Origin of the sequence: Nocardiopsis mangrovi, from assembly GCF_042653925.1 — a bacterium.
Lineage (GTDB): Bacteria > Actinomycetota > Actinomycetes > Streptosporangiales > Streptosporangiaceae > Nocardiopsis_B > Nocardiopsis_B mangrovi.
The window spans coordinates 125,945-140,142 of sequence record NZ_JBHSFQ010000003.1; the positions used below are offsets into that span (position 1 = coordinate 125,945).

The 14,198-nt window shown below is 73.9% G+C and carries 13 protein-coding genes; 4 read left to right on the forward strand and 9 right to left on the reverse strand.

Features of this window, described 5'->3' with window-relative positions; translation table 11 throughout:
• Positions 1 to 273 precede the first annotated feature (273 nt).
• Together ACFO4E_RS04475 and ACFO4E_RS04480 are read left to right on the forward strand one after the other, a co-directional pair.
• A complete protein-coding gene (locus ACFO4E_RS04475) occupies positions 274 to 810 on the forward strand; it encodes an endonuclease/exonuclease/phosphatase family protein (protein WP_378571729.1) in 537 nt (178 codons plus the stop codon).
• 581 nt (positions 811 to 1,391) lie between these two features.
• On the forward strand, positions 1,392 to 1,931 hold the full coding sequence (locus ACFO4E_RS04480; RefSeq protein ID WP_378571730.1) for a hypothetical protein: 540 nt from the start codon (positions 1,392 to 1,394) through the stop codon (positions 1,929 to 1,931).
• Between the two features lie 55 nt (positions 1,932 to 1,986).
• Here ACFO4E_RS04480 and ACFO4E_RS04485 read toward each other — a convergent pair whose 3' ends face one another.
• The 3 genes from ACFO4E_RS04485 to ACFO4E_RS04495 form a co-directional block, all read right to left on the reverse strand.
• Positions 1,987 to 3,462, reverse strand: coding sequence for a CitMHS family transporter (locus ACFO4E_RS04485; RefSeq protein WP_378571731.1), 1,476 nt, complete (start codon positions 3,460 to 3,462; stop codon positions 1,987 to 1,989).
• Between the two features lie 367 nt (positions 3,463 to 3,829).
• A complete protein-coding gene (locus tag ACFO4E_RS04490) occupies positions 3,830 to 4,795 on the reverse strand; it encodes an HpcH/HpaI aldolase/citrate lyase family protein (protein WP_378571732.1) in 966 nt (321 codons plus the stop codon).
• Positions 4,779 to 6,002, reverse strand: a complete 1,224-nt coding sequence (locus tag ACFO4E_RS04495) for a CaiB/BaiF CoA transferase family protein (RefSeq protein ID WP_378571733.1) — start codon at positions 6,000 to 6,002, stop codon at positions 4,779 to 4,781. Before ACFO4E_RS04495 ends, ACFO4E_RS04490 begins: the two co-directional genes overlap by 17 nt.
• 570 nt (positions 6,003 to 6,572) lie before the next feature.
• Between ACFO4E_RS04495 and ACFO4E_RS04500 the strand changes: the two genes are divergently transcribed.
• Positions 6,573 to 7,058 (forward strand): hypothetical protein, encoded by a 486-nt coding sequence (locus ACFO4E_RS04500; protein WP_378571734.1) that lies wholly within the window; start codon positions 6,573 to 6,575, stop codon positions 7,056 to 7,058.
• A gap of 337 nt (positions 7,059 to 7,395) precedes the next feature.
• Here ACFO4E_RS04500 and ACFO4E_RS04505 read toward each other — a convergent pair whose 3' ends face one another.
• From ACFO4E_RS04505 to ACFO4E_RS04530, 6 genes are all read right to left on the reverse strand, one after another.
• Positions 7,396 to 8,325 (reverse strand): LysR family transcriptional regulator, encoded by a 930-nt coding sequence (locus ACFO4E_RS04505; RefSeq protein ID WP_378571735.1) that lies wholly within the window; start codon positions 8,323 to 8,325, stop codon positions 7,396 to 7,398.
• 298 nt (positions 8,326 to 8,623) lie between these two features.
• Complete coding sequence (locus ACFO4E_RS04510) at positions 8,624 to 9,040, reverse strand: STAS domain-containing protein (RefSeq protein WP_378571736.1); 417 nt, start codon at positions 9,038 to 9,040, stop codon at positions 8,624 to 8,626.
• Between the two features lie 241 nt (positions 9,041 to 9,281).
• A complete protein-coding gene (locus tag ACFO4E_RS04515; RefSeq protein ID WP_378571737.1) occupies positions 9,282 to 10,205 on the reverse strand; it encodes a universal stress protein in 924 nt (307 codons plus the stop codon).
• Between the two features lie 181 nt (positions 10,206 to 10,386).
• Positions 10,387 to 11,562, reverse strand: coding sequence for an NAD-dependent formate dehydrogenase (locus ACFO4E_RS04520; protein ID WP_378571738.1), 1,176 nt, complete (start codon positions 11,560 to 11,562; stop codon positions 10,387 to 10,389).
• A 151-nt stretch (positions 11,563 to 11,713) separates the two neighbouring features.
• Positions 11,714 to 12,643, reverse strand: coding sequence for a LysR family transcriptional regulator (locus tag ACFO4E_RS04525; RefSeq protein ID WP_378571739.1), 930 nt, complete (start codon positions 12,641 to 12,643; stop codon positions 11,714 to 11,716).
• A gap of 51 nt (positions 12,644 to 12,694) precedes the next feature.
• Positions 12,695 to 13,084, reverse strand: a complete 390-nt coding sequence (locus ACFO4E_RS04530; protein ID WP_378571740.1) for a MerR family transcriptional regulator — start codon at positions 13,082 to 13,084, stop codon at positions 12,695 to 12,697.
• A gap of 59 nt (positions 13,085 to 13,143) precedes the next feature.
• On the opposite strand from ACFO4E_RS04530, the gene ACFO4E_RS04535 reads away from it, so the two are divergent.
• Entirely contained in the window at positions 13,144 to 14,127 is a 984-nt protein-coding gene (locus ACFO4E_RS04535; protein WP_378571741.1) for an NAD(P)-dependent oxidoreductase, read from the forward strand.
• Positions 14,128 to 14,198 lie beyond the last annotated feature (71 nt).

Genomic DNA, 14,198 nt, shown 5'->3' on the forward strand with positions numbered 1-14,198 from the left:
TTTCCCAGTAAGTAGTTTCAATTTCAACTATACTCGTAAACGAAGCCGCCGCGCGCTGTATTCCGCCGCCGGGCACCGTCGGCGGACGCACCGCGTATCGCCTGTCCGCACAGTGCACCACGGCCGCGACCGCGACCGGGACACCGCCCCGGCCGCTTCCACCCCTTCCCCGGCCGGACACCGGATCATCGGTCCCGCCCCCGACGCGAACCGTATCGGTGCCCGCACGCGTTGTGCGTTACAGATCCCTTTTGCGGAAGAATCGACCTGCCCATGATCGACCTCGCGAAGCCGCTGCCCTATGGCTTCACCCGTGCCGCTCCGGCGGCGGCCGGCGGCACCGTGTACTCCCGCCACCCGCTCGTCCCCGTCGGCGACCCCGGCGCCGAGGCGGGCTCGCTGCACACGCCGCAGGCGCTGGTGGAGATCCCCGGGGCCGTACCCGTGGAGGTCACCTCCGTGCATCCGCTGCCTCCCCTCGACCCCGCCAACACCCGGCCGTGGCACGACGCGCTGCGCGCGCTCCCCGCTGCCGATCCCGACGGTCCCGCGCGGATCCTCGCGGGCGACTTCAACGCCACGCTCGACCACGCGGCCCTCCGCGACGTCCTGGCGCGGGGCTATACCGACGCCGCCGCGGCGCTGGGCGAGGGCCTGCGCGGCACCTGGCCCGTGGGCCCACTGCCCAAGATCACCCTTGACCACGTCCTTGTGGACGCGCGGATCGGCGTCGGCGGCGTCGACACCCACGAGCCGGCGGGCGGCGACCACCGCGCCGTCTCCGCCGAGCTCACCCTCCCCGCCGCATGAACTCCGTGGCTCCCACGGGTACCCCGCTCACCTGCGGGAGCCACGGTCCCCACCTCCCCGGTCCCGCGCGCCCGACCGCGGGCGCGGGGCGGTGTCCGGCCCCCCGGCGACGGCCCGCCCCCGGACGCGGGCCGGGAGACCGCACGGCGGCGGCCTCGTCCCCCCAGGTCACTCTCGCCTCCTCACTCTGCTCCAACGGCCCCGCGAGTCGGGCCTCCGGCCGAGGGCGGCGCCGCCTCCACTCGCTCGTCGACTCGCCGCGACGCGTCCACAGGGCGGGACACGCGATGGCGGCGGCACGACCGACCGCACTAGCATCTGGACCAGGCGCCACACCCACGCTCCGTGTGCCGGCCGTCGACCGTCCCGACGCCCTCCCGGCACCGCTCTCACCGTCGCACCGCGCCGCGTCCCGTCACGTTTCGCGACCACGATCCCGCGACCGCACCCGAACCCCGGCCCAGCGACGTCGCGACTCCCCGGCCACCCGGTTCCGTCCGGCCCGTGTCCGCCATGAGCGGTGCGAGCCCCGCCCGGTCCCTGTTCTTCGCTGTCCGCCTCCACCGAAGGAGCCCATCCCCATGGCAGTCCCCGCAGCGACCCGCTGGATCGTCACGGCCCTCGCGGCACCGGCCCTGACCGCCTCTGCCCTCACCGCGTCCGCCATCGCCGACGACAACGGACAAGCGGGCGTCCACCCCGGCAGCCCGTTCCGGTTCGGCGACCCAGCGGCGATCGCCTTCCCCGTCGGCGCGTACCCGGAGGAATACGACTGGGACGACATGCGCGACGTCACGTTCACCGTCGACTCCGTCCAGCGCTCCGGGGCCGGCTCCGTGCGGTACCGGCTGGTCATCGAGACCCCGGAACTGGGCCGGGTGTTCGGGGTGAACGGCCTGCGCCCCCAGTGCTTCGCCGACGGCACCGCCTCCGACGATCCCGCCGATTTGCCGGGCAGCGGCGAATTGGAGGCCGGCACCCACACCTACCCCCTCGACTGCGCCGTCCCTGCCGACACCGCCGACCTGGAGATCGGGTTCGACCACCCCGGCCCCGATGGAGAGCCCGTCGCCATGGTGTTCACCGGAGCCGTCGACCCCGTCGACCCAGACGGCTCCTGATCGGCGCGCGCCACGGCCGCCGCCGGGGCACCCCGGCGGCGGCCCGGCATCGACGTCAGAGTGAGACCGAGATCGCGCCCGTGGCCACGGCCACGACGGTCATCACCAGGGTCGTCCCGAACGCCCACTTGAAGATGAACCGCTGGTGCTCCCCGAGCGACACCCCCGCCATCCCGATCAGGATGAAGGTGGCCGAGGTCAGCGGGCTCAGCGGGAAGCCGGTGGTCATCTGGCCGAGAACCGCGGCGCGGCCGATCTCCGCGGGGTCCACGCCGAACTGGCTCGCCCCCTCCGCGAGCACGGGCAGCACCCCGAAGTAGTACGCGTCGGGCGTGAACACCAGGCTGAGCGGCATGCTGGTCACGGCCACCAGCAGCGGCAGCAGGCCGCCGGCCGAATCCGGGATGACCGAGACCATCGCGGAGGCCATGGCCTCGATCATGCCCGACCCGGTGAGCACACCGGTGAACACCCCGGCCGCGAAGATCATCGTCGTCACCAGCACCACGCTCTTGCCGTGGCGCTCCAGGAACGCCTGCTGGTCGCTCCACTTGGGCAGGTTGACCACGAGCGCCAGCGCGGTGGCGACGATGAACAGCACGGGCAGGGGCATCACCTCGGCCACGAGGGAGACCACCAGGGTGATCGTCAGCACGAGGTTGAACACCAGCCGCGGGGTACCCACCGGCAGCCGCACCTGCTGTGCGATGAGGGCGGCGCCGGGGCCGTCGGCCGGCGACGCGCTCGTACCGGTCACGGCACCGGCCGCGTCGGCACCGGCCGCGTCGGTCCCGGGCGCTCCGGGGGTCCCGGGCGTCGCGGCCGCCTTCCCCCCGCCGGGGGCATCGGTGCCGGCCGCCGCACCGGCCGACCCGGCCGTCGCTCCGGGCGCCACCCCGACCCCTTCCGCGGTGAGCGCGCCGATCCGGGCGCGCTCGCGGCGGCCCAGCCACCACGCCGAGAACAGCACCCAGGCCAGGCCCGCGAGCATGGCGGGCAGCACCGGGGTGAAGATCTCTCCCGAGGTCGCGTCGAGCGTGGCCATCGCGCGGGCCGTCGGACCGCCCCAGGGGATCATGTTCATGACACCCGCCGCGAGTCCCACCACGCCGGCCAGCAGCAGCCGGCTCATGCCCAGCTTCAGGTAGACCGGGAGGAGGGCCGAGATCGTGATGAGGAAGGTCGAGGCCCCGTCACCGTCGAGCCCCACGACCATGGTGAGGATCGCGGAGCCCACCGTCACCCGCATCGGGTCGCCCTTGGCCACTGCCAGGATCCCGCGGATCACCGGGTTGAACAGCCCGGTCTCCAGCATCAGGCTGAAGTACAGCACCGCGAAGGCGATCATGATGCCGGTCGGCGCCACGGTGAGCAGGCCGTCCAGCACGAAGGTCCCCAGGTCGGGGCCGAACCCCCCGATCAGTGCGAAGGGGATGGGTACGAGCACCAGGGCGACGAGCACCGACACCCGGTTGCTCATCACCAGAGCCAGGAACAGCCCGATGGTGCACAGGCCCAATACGGCCGTCATCACTCGCCCGCCCTCCACGCGCCGACCAATACGGCGCACATGTCGCGTGGATCACATTCGTTTCGCACGAGTGTCCGGCCCATGACTGAGCTTTGTCCAACATCAAAAACGGATGAACCAATGCCCGGCGTGCATCAGTGCCGGAACGGACGATCTTCCCGCTCCGTGGCAGGGGTCGCACGGGCCCCTTCCGCCCCTCCACTCACGGGTCCTGGGCCGCTCCACCGCTCCACCGGTCACGGCCGCCACTGCTCCGGGTCGCCGGGTGAACGGAAGCACCAGCACCAGCGATGAGGGCATCCCCGGGTCCGAGACCCGGGGATGCCCTCGACGGAGGCGACGGCCGACCCGACCGGCCGGCGCCGCCTCACCCCGCCGGGCCGCCGCCTTCCGCGCCTGCGTGGCGGGCCAGGCGGGTGCGGGCCGAGGCGAGCATGGCCTCGTCGATCATCACGCCCTCGAACACCACGGCCCCCTCCCCCGCCGCTTGGGCACGCTCCATCTCGGCCACGAGTCGCCGGTCGCGGTCCAGGTCGGCCGCCGTCGGCGCGAACACCTCGTTGATCACCGGCACGTGCGCCGGGTGGATCGCCATCATCCCCGCATAGCCCAGCGAGCGGTTCTGCTCGGCGAAGCGCCGCAGCCCGTCGAGGTCGCGGATCGCGGTCCACAGTCCACTGACCGGGTTGGGGGTGCCGGCCGCGCGGGCGTCCAAGAGCACCCGCGCACGCAGTTCCAGGGTCTCCGCCCCCTCCGGGCTCCACTGGAACCCGACCGCGCGCTGGATGTCGCCGTCGCGGGCGCTCAGCGCCCCGAGGCACATGACCCGGTGCGACGCCGTCCCCACTTCATAGGCGCGGCGCAGTCCCGCCGCCGTCTCCAGCAGGGGGACGATCGCCAGCCCGCCGCGGGGCAGCCCCGCCTCCGCCTCGCTCCAGTCCAGCAGCCGGGCCGCGAACTCGACGTCGGCCGGGCCGTCCACCTTGGGCACGACCACCCCGGCCAGCCCGGGCGCGACGACGGCGCGCACGTCCTCGGCCCCCGCCCAGCCCTCCAGCGCGTTGACCCGCACGAACAGCGCGGGCCCGCCGGGGCCGGCCGCCGCCGCGGCGATCGCCGCCACGGTGTCGAGCCGCGCCGCCTTCTTCTCCCGCTCCGGAACGGCGTCCTCAAGGTCGATGATCACCGCGTCCGCGCCGGACGCCAGCGCCTTCGGGATCCGGTCGGGCCGGTTGCCCGGCACGAACAGCAGTGAGCGGATGGAGGCGGCCGCGGCGGCGGGGGCGGTCGCACCCGCCCCACCGCCCCACCGTGGTTCAGATCGCGCCGGCATCGCGCAGCCTCCCTATCCGGTCGTCGTCGAGGCCCAGCCAGTCCCGGTAGACCAGGTCGTTGTCGGCGCCCAAGGCGGGCCCCGTCCGCCAGACGTGCCCGGGCCGCTCGGCGAACCGCGGCACGACCCCCTGCATCCGGACCGGTCCCAGATCGGGGTCCTGCACGGTGACGATGTCGCCGCGCTCGGCGTAGATCGGGTCGTTGACGATGTCCTCGGCGGTGAAGATCCGCGAGGCCACCACCTCCGCCGCCGCCAGCCCGCGCAGGGCCTCCTCGGCGTCGCGCGCCCGGACCCACTCGCGCAGCGCCGCGCCGAGCCGTTCCCGCCCCTCCATCTGCCGCTCGACGGTGTCGAACTCCTCGGTGGGCAGCCCGACCAGGCGGACGACGTTGAGGACCGAGCGCAGCGTGGCGGAGGTGACGGTGATCCACTCGCCGTCGCGGCTGCGGTAGGTGTCGATGACCGCGGCGGGCGCCACCGGCAACCGGTTGCCCTGACGGGACGGTGCCACGCCCAGCTGGTCGTAGGCGATGACCTGCCACTCGACCAGGCGGAACAGGGGCTCGAACAGGGCGAGGTCGATCCACTCGCCGCGGAATCCGGGGTCGCGCTCCCGCCGGTAGAGGGCGGCGAGCACCGCCTGCGAGCCCATCAGCCCCGTGACGGCGTCGCCGTGGGAGAACCCGGTGTGCACGGGCGGGCCGTCGGGGGCCCCGGTGATGTGCACGACCCCGCTGCGCGCCTCGCCCATCTTGCCGAATCCGGGGGCGTCGGCCAGCGACGAGGTGGCGCCGAACCCGGAGATCTGGAGGACCACCGCGCGCGGGTTGCGGGCGCGGATGGCCTCGTGGTCCAGGCCCCACTTCTTCAGCCGCGAGGCGCGGAACGTCACGATCACCACGTCGGCCCAGGCCACCAGCTCGCCCGCGACCTCGCGCCCTTCGGGAGCGTGCAGGTCGAGCGTGACCGACCGCTTGTTGCGGCCCGAGACCTTGAACCACAGCCGGACCCCGTCGCGTTCGGGGCCCATGGACCGCGCCGCGTCACCGGCGCCGGGCGGCTCGACGTGCACGACGTCGGCGCCCATGTCGGCCAGCAGCGACCCTGCCAGCGGACCCGCGACGACGTGCGCGAACTCCACGACCTTGAGCCCCGCGAGCTGGCCCCAGCCCCCAGCACCGGGCTCCGGTGGACGGTCCTGCATGGGCGTCGGCCTCCTGTCCGCACCGCGGGCCGCCGCCCTGCCGCGCCGCCCGCTCCTGCCTGCCAGCATGCCGAGCCCCACCCATGAGCGTCCAACATCAAAAGAGCATCGTCATATGTGGCATTGGCATGAATGGAGAATTCCCCGACCACCTGCGGATTCCCGGCCCTCGCGCCCGCCGGCTCCCCGGACGGACACGGCCGGTGTCCGGCGGCCGCCGAACGCGGACAGGGAGGGCGCGCGCACGCCCCGATCAGGACCGGTGAATCCATGGCGTCGGACCGCAGTGGCACACGCATCCGCGGCCCACCCCATCGCACGAGCCCCCCGAACAACGCGACCGCGACGTTCGCATTCGGCTCACCTAGGTATTTCGGCCACGACCGAAGAACATTCACCGACCCTTGCCGCTGCTCCGTTGAATCGAAGAATAGGAACGAGCAGCCGGACCGAAGAATCGGGGGACATCCGGCCACCCGGAAAACGGGAACCGTTTCCGGCCACGCGGGCGCAGCGGCGCCACGCGTTTCCATTTTCTTTCTCGAAAACCGAGATCACACGGGGGATGACATGAAGATCAGAGGAGTCCACGCCTTCGCCGCGTGTGCCGTGACGTTCTCCGCGGTCGCGCTCGGCGCGCCCGCCGCCGTCGCCGGGACCGCGGCCGAACAGCCGGAGCACTGCGTGCTCGACCTCGGTTCCGGCGAACTGTCGTGCGCCGGCGACATGAGCGAGGCGCGCGAGATGGCCGACGTGGGCACCGCGGCCGTCGTCGCGGCGCGACTGTACGACGGGACGGGCTACAGCAATCTCATCGGGGAGATCTTCGCGACGTCTCCGTGCACGCCGTCCTACGACCGGGAGTGGGAGTTCGCCACCCTCGGCCCCATGAACAACCGCATCTCGTCATTGCGGACCTACAACCAGTGCGACATCAAGCTGTACAACGGTACGAACTTCACCGGCGCCGAGTCCACCTGGATCGACCAGTCGTCGAACCTCGGCAACATCGGCACCGGATGGAGCAACCGCGCCAGTTCCCTTGAAGTCTCCTGACACCCCTTCCCATTCACACGGCCGCCCCTGCCCGAGGCGGGGGTGGCCGCCATGAAATGCCCCCTCAGCCACCGGCCCCGAGGATTTCCGAACCACGAAACGGGGGATAGCACCATCGCCGCGGCTACCTGACGCGCCTACATTTCCACGGTGCCGAAATTCCCGCGGTTTCCCGCACTCATCCGCAATGCCCTTCGACCGCAGAGCGCGGCGCGCCTCGTCGCCATCGCGGGCGCGGCCGGCGTCGTTGTCGCCACCGCCGCGCCCCTTCATGGGGCCCGGCGCCGGAAAAGGGCTCGTCCGACGCGCCCCGACCCGCATACCCCCGCGGAAGCGGTCACGGCCGGGCCCACGCGACGTCGGGTGGGAGCTCGAAGCCGCCAAGGCGGAGGTCGTCGAGGGTGTCGAGGAAGCGGCGCGCCGCGGCGGGCACCGGTCGGTCGGTGGGGCGCAGGACATCGAGGCGGCGGGTCACCAGCGGGGCGACGAGCGGGCGGTGGGCGACGTCGGCGAAGCTCACCAGGACGCGGACCAGGGCCGGCAGGGCGGAGACCCCCAGGCCCGCCGCGACCAGGCCGCCCACCGTCGCCACGTTGCTCGCCTCGACCACCCCGCGCGCCGGGCCGCCGATCTGGGCGAACGCCGAGTCGGTGAGCGCGCGGACGCTGGTGTCGGCCGCCATCACGATGAACCGCTCGTCGCGCAGTTCCGACCAGCTCAGCTCCGCGCGGTCGGCGAACGGGTGCCGGGGCGGGACCACCCCCACGAACCTGTCGTGGGCCAGCGGCCGGCTCTCCAGCCACTCCGGAACGTCGGCGGCGACCGCGATCGCGAAATCGGCTTCGCCCCGTTCGACGGCCGTGACCATGCGCCGGGACAGGCCGTCGTGGATGCGCACGCTGATGTCGGGCCAGCGCTCGCGGAACACCGCGATCACCGGCGGGAGCAGGACCGCCGCCACGGACGGCAGCGCGGCGACCGTGACGGCCCCCGCGCCGCCCTCCACGTAGCGCCCGAGCTGGCGCATGCCCGCCCGGTGCACGGCCAGGACGTGTTCCGCCACCTCCAGCAGCTCCCGGCCCTCGTCGGTGAGGGTCACGTTGCGGGTGTCGCGGTGGAAGACGCGCGCGCCCAGCGTCCGCTCGATCTCGGCGACGGTCCGGCTCAGCGACGACTGCGAGACGAGCAGGTCACCCGCTGCCGCGGTGAAGCTCAACCGGCGCGCCACTGATACGAACACCGACAACTGGCGCAGAGACAGGTCCATGCCTCGCGAGCTTACGGGTGTGCTCGCGCCCGCCACCCGGTGCCGCGCGCGAGCGCGCCGGTGGCGGGGGAATGGCACCCGGGCGGATACGGGCGCCGCGGGGGGCGGCCGCCGTCCCGGTCGGTGTCTCCCGGGTGGCCCCGCGCCGCCGACGCGGGGCCACCCGGGAGACACCGGCCCGGGCCCCGGGAGGGCCGGCACCGCGCGCCGGCGAACCCGACGCCGCGCGGCGGCCGGAGCCTGTTCGGGGCTCCGGACGGAGGCCGCCGCGTGCTGTCGCTCCGCCGGCGCGCGGTGCTCACCCGCCCGGACGCGGGCCGGGCAGTGGAACGGGGCGCTCGACGGCACCGGGGGCGCCGAAACGGGCGGCCGTGTCCGTGATCGCCAGCAGCCGGTCCAGATCGGCGCCCACGCCGTGCAGGGTCAGCGCCCCGCCCGCGCGCTCCGCCCGGGCAGCGGCGCGCAGGAGCGCCGCGAGCCCGTAGGCGTCGCAGAAGGCGACGCGGGAGACGTCGGCTTCGATGCTCGGGCCGACGGTCAGGGCCGCGTGGGCGAGTTCGGCGGCCACCGCGTCGGCGGTCGCGAAATCGAGTTCGCCCGACACCGATACCAGCGCACGGCCCCGGGCCGCGTACACGACGTCGGCGTGCGCGCCGCGGGGGCGCCGGGTGCGTCCCGCCGTCCCGCCGGGCGTGTGGTCCTGACCGGTGGTCATCGTCGTATCCCCTTGTGTGGTCTCGTCTCCACCCTGACGGCATCGCGCCGCGCATTCGAGGGCCGAAGGTCCCGCGCAACACGATAGTTGCAACCCGATCCTCTAGCCGCCCCCCGTACCCGCCACCGGATCGGAACCCGTTACTGGGGATGTGCCGCCGATCCCCGCAATGGGACGCCCCCGCACCCAAGGGTTCGCCGATCCGGTCGCGGGGCCGCGGCGGATCGGGCGCGGCCTCGGGTCACGCCCGGGTGACGATCACCGGGATGCTCGTGTGGTGGAGCACCGCGTGGCTCACGGAGCCCAGCAGGAGGCCGCGGAACCCGCCCCGGCCCCGCGACCCGAGCACGACGAGCCCGGCGCCGGCGCTCTGGTCCAGCAGCGCCCGCGCCGCGTGGTCCACGACGGCCCGCACCTCCACCGGGACATCGGCGGTCGCGGCCGTGCGCGCCTCCGCCACCATCCGGTCGATGCGTTCGACCACGTGCCCCTCGGCCCGGTCGCGGGCCGGGCTGGGCACCTCGGTGTCGTACATCAGCAGGTCGACGGGCTCGGGGCTGTGCCAGGCGTCGAGCACCGTCACGCCGACGCCGCGCTGCGCCGCCTCCCGCAGGGCCACGTCCAGCGCCACAGCGGACGGCTCGGAGCCGTCGACGCCGACGACCACCCGCCGGTCCCGCAGCTCGCTGGGCGGCCCGTCCGGCGGAACGACCGCCGTGGGGCAGGCGGCGTGCGCGGAGACGCGGACGCTCACCGAGCCGAGGAAGATCGCGCCCACCGCGCCCAGGCCGCGGGAGCCCACGACGACCAGCCCGGCGTCCTTCGCGGCGGCGAGCAGCGCCTGCGCCGCGGGCTGGCTCGAGATCTGGGCGTGCACGGGCAGGTCCGGCCACCGGTCGCCGACCCGCTCGACGGAATAGGTCACGAGCGCCTTGGCCCGTTCGACGATCTCGGGGGTCTCCGGCAGGCGGACCGGGGCGGCCAGCGGTACCGCTATCAGCGGCATGCTGAGCGCGTGCATGATCCGCAGGGAGACCCCGCGGTCTACGGCCTCCTGAGCGGCCCAGTCGAGCGCGGCGAGCCCCGTTTCGGAGCCGTCGACGCCGACGACGACCTCCCCCGGCACCCCGTCGACATCCTCCGCTTCGATGTTCGCGCTGGTCATCGCGCCTCCTTCGCGTCACCGCCCACTACCCAGGACGGCGGCGGGCGAACCGCGCGAGGGTGCGGAGGCGGCGCCGCAACGCGGGGCGCACCCGGACCGGCGCTCGGCCGGACCCGAGGCGCCCCGCGGCGGCACGGGCGGCGGGCGTGGCGGACGCGCGCCGCCGGTGCCGCGGCGGGGGTCAGGCCGCGCCGCCCCCGGCGGTCGTGGAGTAGGAGTGCGCCCCGGCGCCGGCGAGCTTGCCACCGTCCACGATGAGGTAGTCGTCGCGGATCGCGGCCCCGGCCAGCCACGACTCCAGGATCTCGCGGGTGCCGGCCGCGTAGCGCGCCTGCGCCGACAGCGTGGAGCCGGAGATGTGCGGGGTCATCCCGTGGTGGGGCATGGTCCGCCACGGGTGGTCGGCGGGCGCCGGCTGCGGGAACCAGACGTCGCCCGCGTACCCGGCGAGCCGCCCGCTCTCCAGCGCGCGCACCACCGCGTCGCGGTCGGCGATGCGCGCGCGGGCCGTGTTGATGAGGTAGGCGCCGCGCTTCATGGTCGAGATGAGCGCGTCGTCGAACAGCCCCTCGGTCTCGGGGTGCAGCGGGGCGTTGACGGTCACCACGTCGCAGACCGGGGCCATCTCCCGGGCGCTGGGGTGGAAGGTGAGGTTCAGCTCCTCCTCCACCTCGCGCGGCAGGCGGTGCCGGTCGGTGTAGTGCAGGTGGACGTCGAACGGGGCGAGCCGGCGCAGGACGGCCAGGCCGATCCGGCCCGCCGCGACGGTGCCGACGTGCATTCCCTCCAGGTCGTAGGAGCGCGACACGGCGTCGGCGATGTTCCAGCCGCCGTCGCGCACCACCTGGTGGGCGGGCAGGTAGTTGCGCACCAGCGACAAGATCATCATCACAACGTGCTCGGCGACCGACACGGAGTTGGAGTAGGTCACCTCGGCGACGGTGACCCCGTGGGCGATGGCGGCGTCCAGGTCGACGTGGTCGGAGCCGATCCCGGCGGTCACGGCCAGCTTCAGCCGGGGCGCCCGGGCGATCCGCTCGGCGGTGAGGTAGGCGGGCCAGAACGGCTGGGAGATCACGACGTCGGCGTCGGCGAGCTCGCGGTCGAACTCCGAGTCCGGGCCCTCCTTGTCGGAGGTGACGACCAGGGTGTGCCCCTGGGCCTCCAGGAAGGAGCGCAGCCCCAGTTCGCCCGAGACGCTGCCGAGCAGGTGGCCGGGCGTGAAGTCGGTGCCTGAGGAGGTGGGGAGGGTCTGGCCGTTGGGGTAGTGGGCGATGTGGGGGAGATCGTCGCGTGCGTAGGAGGACGGGTATCCGCCGACCGGGTCGTCGTACAGCACACACAGCACCTTCGCCATTGCAGGGCTCCCAACTCGTGGCGAGTACGTACCACCGAGGCTCCCTTCCGCGCCCGCCGGGCGTCAAAATGAACCTCCCTATGGCGGGATAGCCCGTTTCTATGGCGCCGGCGTGCGCCTTCTCGACCTGCGGGGCGACGAGGGGGCGGGGTCACGGGCGCGCGAGGTAGCCGTGCAGCAGGCGTTCGAGGTCGCCCCGGACGTCGACCTCGCGGGCGGTCTCCAGCAGCGCCTCGGCGAGCAGCGACTCCGGATGGTGGTCGGCGACGACGAGGCCGATCTGCGGGAACGCCGCGGGGTCGGCCAGCCGCACCACGCGCATGCCCTCGGGGACCCCGAACATGTGCAGCCAGGCGTGGGCGATGACGCTCGACCACCGCTGCGTGGCCACGTGCGCGTAGAGCGCGGAGACGGTGTCGGTCTCGATGGCGGGCACGACGGTGGCCCCCGCTGCGGCGAAGAATCCGTCGAGGATGCGGCGGTTGCGCATGCGCGGGGAGAGCAGGCACAGCGGGAGGGCGGCCACCTCCGACCACCGGACGGACGCGCGCTCGGCCAGCTCGCCGCCGTTGGGGGTGAGCAGCACGTACCTCTCCTCGTAGAGCGGCAGCGCGCGGACCCCGGCCAGCTCCTCGTCGTCCACGTAGGTCATGGCGGCGTCGAGCTCGAACTCGGCGAGGCGGCGGGCGATCTCGCGCGACGACAGCGATTCCAGGGTCACGCGGGCGTGCGGGTGCCGCTCGCAGAACGGCGCGGTGAGCAGCGAGGCCGCCGTCAGAGCTGTGGGGATGGCGCCCACCCGCAGGACACCGGACAGGCCGGCGCGCATGGCCGAGAGGTCCTGGCGCAGGCCGTCGCATTCGGCGAGGATGCGGTGCGCCCACAGCAGGACCCGCTCCCCCTCGGGGGTGAGCCCGGCGAAGCGGTTGCCCCGGCGCACGATGGGCACGCCCAGCTCGCGTTCGAGCTTGCGGATCCCGGCCGACAGGGACGGCTGGGAGACGTGGCAGGCGTCGGCGGCCCGGGCGAAGTGGCGCTCGCGCGCGAGGGCCGCCAGGTACTCCAGTTGTCGAAGCAGCACGGTCCAGGATGGACCGGGCGGGCGGCCCGCGTCCAGGTGCGGGCGGCGCCGTCAGCAGGCCGGGGCGCGGTCCCCGCTGTAGGGCAGCGGGGAGACGGGGCGGGCGATGATGTCGTCGAGGATGGCGCGGGCCGCGAGCAGCTCCTCGACCTCCTCACTGATCCGTTCGCGTTCCCGGGCCAGCTCGACCGTCAGGTCCGCGCAGGCCGACACGATCTGCTCGCCGTCGGCGACCATGCACGGCAGCACCTCGGCGATCACGGCCGTGCCCAGGCCCGCGGCCAGCAGGGTGCGGATGTGGCGGACGGTCTCGGCGTCGGACTCCGCGAACTCCCGGTAGCCGCTCGGGCGCCGGGCCGGGCGCAGCAGCCCCTGCTCCTCGTAGTAGCGCAGCGCCCGCTCGCTGACGCCGGTCCTGCGGGCCAGTTCTCCGATGCGCATGTGACCTCCGACACGCGGCGTTGACTCTCACGTCGACGTGAGGCTTTACCTTAACCGGCATGACGAACGGACCACACTCCTCCACCCCTCCCACCGCCCCCGGCGACCCCGGCGACCTCGGCGAACACGCGAACGACGACCGCGACGGGGGCGCCGCCGACCGCCCGGTCACCGTCCTCGGCCTGGGCCCCATGGGCGCCGCGCTGGCCGGCGCCTTCCTGGCGGCGGGCCACCCCACGACCGTATGGAACCGCTCCCCCGCCAAGGCCGACCCGCTGGTCCAACGGGGAGCGCGGCGCGCGGCGACCGCCGCCGAGGCGGTGGCGGCGAGCCCGCTGGTGATCGTGTGCGTGATCGACTACGGCGCGGTCCACGCCATCGTGGACCCCGCCGCCGACGCCCTCGCGGGCCGCACCCTGGTCAGCCTGACCGCCGACTCCCCCGACAGCGCGCGGGAGATGGCGGCGTGGGCGGCCGAGCGGAGCATCGACTACGTCGACGGCTCGATCATGACGCCCACGACCACGATCGGCGGGCCCGGCGCCCAGGTGCTCTACAGCGGGGAGGAGAAGGTCTACGAGGCCCATCGGGAGACGCTGGCCGCCATCGGCGGGCGGCAGGACCACCTCGGGTCCGACCCCGGCCGGGCCGCGGCGTTCGACGTGGCCCTGCTCGACATGTTCTGGACGGCGGTGAGCGGCCTGACGCACGGCTTCGCGCTCGCGGCGGCCGAAGGCATCCCGGCGCGGGACCTGGCCCCCTTCGCCAAGGGGATCCATGAACTGCTCCCCGGGAGCATCGATGAGATCGCCGCCAACATCGACTCCGGCGAGCACCCCGACGACGTGTCGAGCCTGCGGTCCATCACCGCCGGGATGGAGCACGTCGTGCACGCCGCGCGCGCCCGCGGGCTCGACGACACGGTGATCGGTGCCGCGACCGCGGTGGCCCGGCGCGGGATCGCGGCGGGCTACGGCGCCGGCAGCGTGTCCCGGCTGACGGAGCTCCTCGTGCGAGAGGCGGCGGTCCCGGCCGCCGGCTGACGCCCGCCGCCGGTCGACGGGGGCCGCCGGCCCCGTCAATCGGGCGCGACCGCGCGGCCCGTACCTGCGGC

Coding starts and splice junctions, on each gene's coding strand:
- ACFO4E_RS04475 (WP_378571729.1), top strand. CDS start 274: ATGATCGACCTCGCGAAGCCGCTGCCCTATGGCTTCACCCGTGCCGCT.
- ACFO4E_RS04515 (WP_378571737.1), bottom strand. CDS start 10,205: ATGACCAGCGCGAACATCGAAGCGGAGGATGTCGACGGGGTGCCGGGG.
- ACFO4E_RS04490 (WP_378571732.1), bottom strand. CDS start 4,795: ATGCCGGCGCGATCTGAACCACGGTGGGGCGGTGGGGCGGGTGCGACC.
- ACFO4E_RS04505 (WP_378571735.1), bottom strand. CDS start 8,325: ATGGACCTGTCTCTGCGCCAGTTGTCGGTGTTCGTATCAGTGGCGCGC.
- ACFO4E_RS04485 (WP_378571731.1), bottom strand. CDS start 3,462: ATGACGGCCGTATTGGGCCTGTGCACCATCGGGCTGTTCCTGGCTCTG.
- ACFO4E_RS04510 (WP_378571736.1), bottom strand. CDS start 9,040: ATGACCACCGGTCAGGACCACACGCCCGGCGGGACGGCGGGACGCACC.
- ACFO4E_RS04535 (WP_378571741.1), top strand. CDS start 13,144: ATGACGAACGGACCACACTCCTCCACCCCTCCCACCGCCCCCGGCGAC.
- ACFO4E_RS04530 (WP_378571740.1), bottom strand. CDS start 13,084: ATGCGCATCGGAGAACTGGCCCGCAGGACCGGCGTCAGCGAGCGGGCG.
- ACFO4E_RS04480 (WP_378571730.1), top strand. CDS start 1,392: ATGGCAGTCCCCGCAGCGACCCGCTGGATCGTCACGGCCCTCGCGGCA.
- ACFO4E_RS04495 (WP_378571733.1), bottom strand. CDS start 6,002: ATGCAGGACCGTCCACCGGAGCCCGGTGCTGGGGGCTGGGGCCAGCTC.
- ACFO4E_RS04520 (WP_378571738.1), bottom strand. CDS start 11,562: ATGGCGAAGGTGCTGTGTGTGCTGTACGACGACCCGGTCGGCGGATAC.
- ACFO4E_RS04500 (WP_378571734.1), top strand. CDS start 6,573: ATGAAGATCAGAGGAGTCCACGCCTTCGCCGCGTGTGCCGTGACGTTC.